This is a genomic window from Streptomyces sp. NPDC006261 (assembly GCF_040613515.1).
GTDB lineage: Bacteria > Actinomycetota > Actinomycetes > Streptomycetales > Streptomycetaceae > Streptomyces.
In genome coordinates this window covers 1-4,368 of the sequence record NZ_JBEXSI010000133.1, presented here as the reverse complement: position 1 = coordinate 4,368, position 4,368 = coordinate 1, and the positions used below count along the sequence as shown (strand labels likewise).

Genomic DNA, 4,368 nt, shown 5'->3' with positions numbered 1-4,368 from the left:
GCGTGTTCCTGGAGGGAGCGGACGCCGACGTCGCCGCCGTTGAGGGCGTCGATGCCCTGGACGGCTGCGGCGAGTGCCTGCACGGTGGTGAGGCAGGGGACGGAGCGGGCGACGGCGGCGGTGCGGATCTCGTAGCCGTCGAGGCGGCCGCCGGTGCCGTAGGGGGTGTTGACGATGAGGTCGACCTGCCCGTCATGGATGAGCTGGACGATCGTCTTCTCCCCGTCGGGCCCCTCCCCCTCGGACTGCTTGCGCACGATCGTGGCGTTGATCCCGTTGCGCTTCAGGACCTCGGCGGTCCCGGAGGTCGCCATCAGCTCGAATCCGTGCGCGACGAGCTCACGGGCCGGGAAGATCATGGAGCGCTTGTCCCGGTTCGCGACCGAGATGAACGCCCGGCCGCTGGTGGGCAGCGGCCCGTAAGCACCGGCCTGCGACTTGGCGTAGGCGGTGCCGAAGACGGAGTCGATGCCCATGACCTCGCCGGTGGAGCGCATCTCCGGGCCCAGGACGGTATCGACACCCCGGCCGTGGATGTCGCGGAACCGCGACCACGGCATCACCGCCTCCTTCACGGAGATCGGCGCGTCGAGGGGCAGGGTGCCCCCGTCGCCGGTCTTCGGCAGCAGGCCCTCTGCCCGGAGTTCGGCGACCGTGGCGCCGAGGGAGATGCGGGCGGCCGCCTTCGCCAGGGGGACGGCGGTGGCCTTGGAGGTGAAGGGAACGGTGCGGGAGGCACGGGGGTTGGCCTCCAGGACGTAGAGAATGTCCCCCGACAGCGCGAACTGGATGTTGATCAGCCCACGCACCCCGACACCGCGCGCGATCGCCTCGGTGGAGGCGCGCAGCCGCTTGATGTCGAACCCGCCCAGCGTGATCGGGGGGAGGGCGCAGGCGGAGTCGCCGGAGTGGATGCCGGCTTCCTCGATGTGTTCCATGACGCCGCCGAGGTAGAGCTCGGTGCCGTCGTACAACGCGTCGACGTCGATCTCGATCGCGTCGTCGAGGAACCGGTCGACCAGGACGGGGCGGGTGGGGCTGATCTCGGTGGACTCGGAGATGTAGGAGGCGAGGCGGGTCTCGTCGTAGACGATCTCCATGCCCCGCCCGCCCAGCACGTAGGACGGTCGGACCAGGACGGGATAGCCGATCTCGTCCGCGATCGCCTTCGCCCCGGCGAACGTGGTCGCCGTGCCGTGCTTCGGCGCGGGCAGCCCGGCCTCGGCGAGAACCTGCCCGAAGGCTCCACGGTCCTCAGCGGCGTGGATCGCCTCCGGCGGGGTCCCGACGACCGGAACACCGTTGTCCTTCAAGGCCTGTGCCAAACCCAGCGGCGTCTGGCCACCCAGCTGCACGATGACCCCGGCGATCGGTCCGGCGAGGGACTCGGCGTGAACGATCTCCAGGACGTCCTCCAGGGTGAGCGGCTCGAAGTACAGCCGGTCGGAGGTGTCGTAGTCCGTGGAAACGGTCTCCGGGTTGCAGTTGACCATCACCGTCTCGTACCCGGCGTCCGACAGGGCGAAGGAGGCGTGGACACAGGAGTAGTCGAACTCGATGCCCTGCCCGATCCGGTTCGGCCCCGACCCCAGAATGATCACCGCGGGCTTCGTACGCGACGCGACCTCGGACTCCTCGTCGTAGGAGGAGTAGAAGTACGGGGTCCTCGCCGCGAACTCCGCCGCACACGTGTCGACCGTCTTGTAGACCGGGCGGATCCCCAGCGCGTGCCGGACCTCGCGCACGACGTCCTCACGCAGCCCCCGGATCTCACCGATCTGGACGTCGGAGAACCCGTGCCGCTTCGCCTCGGCCAGCAGCTCAGGATCGAGCTTGTCCGCAACGGCCAGCTCGTCCGCGTACTCCTTGATCAGGAACAGCTGGTCCACGAACCACGGATCGATCTTCGTCGCGTCGAAGACCTCCTCCTGCGTCGCACCGGCACGGATGGCCTGCATGACCGTGTTGATCCGCCCGTCCGTAGGCCTCACCGCTTCGGCGAGGAGCTCGGCCTTGTCACCCGGCTCGCCGGTGAAGACGAACTGGGAGCCCTTCTTCTCCAGCGAGCGCAGCGCCTTCTGGAGGGCTTCGGTGAAGTTCCGGCCGATCGCCATCGCCTCCCCCACCGACTTCATCGTGGTGGTCAGAGTCGAATCCGCGGAGGGAAACTTCTCGAACGCGAACCGCGGCGCCTTCACCACCACATAGTCGAGCGTCGGCTCGAAGGACGCCGGGGTCTTCTCCGTGATGTCGTTCGGAATCTCGTCCAGCGTGTAGCCGACGGCGAGCTTGGCCGCGATCTTGGCAATCGGGAAACCCGTCGCCTTCGACGCCAGCGCCGAGGAGCGGGAAACACGCGGGTTCATCTCGATCACGATCACCCGCCCGTCGACCGGGTCGATCGCGAACTGGATGTTGCACCCACCGGTGTCGACACCCACCTCGCGGATGATCGCGATACCCACATCCCGCAACCGCTGATACTCCCGGTCCGTGAGAGTCATCGCGGGGGCCACGGTGATGGAATCCCCGGTATGGACACCCATCGGGTCGAAGTTCTCGATGGAACACACGACCACGACATTGTCGTTCTTGTCCCGCATCAGCTCCAGCTCGTACTCCTTCCACCCCAGGATCGACTCCTCCAGAAGCACCTCCGTGGTCGGAGACAAGGTCAGGCCCTGGCCGGCGATGCGACGCAGCTCCTCCTCGTCATGAGCGAACCCGGAGCCGGCGCCGCCCATGGTGAACGAGGGGCGCACCACGACGGGGTAGCCGCCGAGGGTGTCCACCCCGGTAATCACGTCGTCCATGCTGTGGCAGATGACGGAGCGGGCGGACTCGCCGTAGCCGATCTTCTCCTTGACGGCCGCGACGACGCCCTTGAACAGGTCGCGGTCCTCGCCCTTGTTGATCGCCTCGACGTTGGCGCCGATCAGCTCGACCCCGTACTTCTCCAAAACGCCCTGCTCGTGCATGGAGATCGCCGTGTTCAGCGCCGTCTGGCCACCCAAAGTGGGCAAAAGCGCATCAGGGCGCTCCTTCGCGATGATCTTCTCGACGAACTCCGGGGTGATCGGCTCCACATACGTGGCGTCGGCGATCTCGGGGTCGGTCATGATCGTGGCCGGGTTGGAGTTGACCAGGACGACCCGCAACCCCTCGGCCTTCAGGACCCGGCAGGCCTGGGTGCCGGAGTAGTCGAACTCGGCGGCCTGCCCGATGACGATCGGACCCGAGCCGATGACCAGGACGGACTGGATATCGGAGCGCTTAGGCACGCTGGCCCTCCATCAGAGAAACGAAACGGTCGAACAAATACGCGGCGTCATGCGGGCCGGCCGCCGCCTCCGGGTGGTACTGCACACTGAACGCCGGCCGGTCCAAAAGCTGGAGGCCTTCGACGACCTGGTCGTTCAGACACACGTGGGAGACCTCGGCCCGCCCGAACCTGGTGTCGGAGACCTTGTCCAGCGGGGCGTCCACGGCGAACCCGTGGTTGTGCGCGGTCACCTCGACCTTGCCCGTGGTGCGGTCCTGCACCGGCTGATTGATCCCCCGGTGCCCGTACTTCAACTTGAACGTCCCAAAGCCCAACGCACGTCCCAGGATCTGGTTCCCGAAACAGATACCGAACAGCGGCGTCGACCGCTCCAGCACCCCCCGCATCAGCGCCACCGGATGATCGGCCGTCGACGGATCACCCGGACCGTTGGAGAAGAACACACCATCAGGATTGACCGCGTACACCTCATCCAGCGTGGCCGTCGCCGGCAGCACATGCACCTCGATACCCCGCTCCGCCATCCGGTGCGGCGTCATCCCCTTGATCCCGAGGTCCACCGCGGCGACGGTAAACCTCCTCGTCCCGATCGCCGGAACGACGTACACCTCCTTCGTGGCGACCTCGGCGGACAGGTCCGCACCCGCCATCTCGGGCGCCTGGCGGACCCTCCCCAGCAGCGTCCCCTCGTCCGCGACCGCGTTCCCCGAGAAGATCCCCACCCGCATCGCACCCCGCTCCCGCAGATGCCGCGTCAGCGCACGCGTGTCGACACCACTGATCCCGACCACACCCTGCGCCACCAGCTCCTCGTCCAACGACCGCTGCGAACGCCAGTTGGACGGCCTACGGGCAGGGTCACGAACCACATAGCCCGACACCCAGATCCGAGCCGACTCCGGGTCCTCGTCGTTCACACCGGTGTTGCCCACGTGCGGGGCCGTCATCACCACCACCTGACGGTGATACGAGGGGTCGGTCAGCGTCTCCTGATAACCAGTCATCCCGGTCGAGAACACCGCCTCACCGAAAGTCTCCCCCACGGCCCCATAAGCACGGCCACGGAACACACGGCCGTCCTCCAG

The 4,368-nt window shown here is 67.3% G+C and carries 2 protein-coding genes; both read right to left on the bottom strand.

The annotated features are described in order from the left end of the window. Positions 1 to 3,281, bottom strand: a 3,281-nt coding sequence (gene carB / locus ABZ154_RS34770; protein ID WP_356838449.1) for a carbamoyl-phosphate synthase large subunit, incomplete at its 3' end; no start/stop codon positions are given. Beyond that, positions 3,274 to 4,368: glutamine-hydrolyzing carbamoyl-phosphate synthase small subunit (gene carA, locus ABZ154_RS34765; protein ID WP_356838448.1), on the bottom strand; the 1,095-nt coding region annotated here is incomplete at its 5' end. The genes carA and carB, both read right to left, overlap by 8 nt.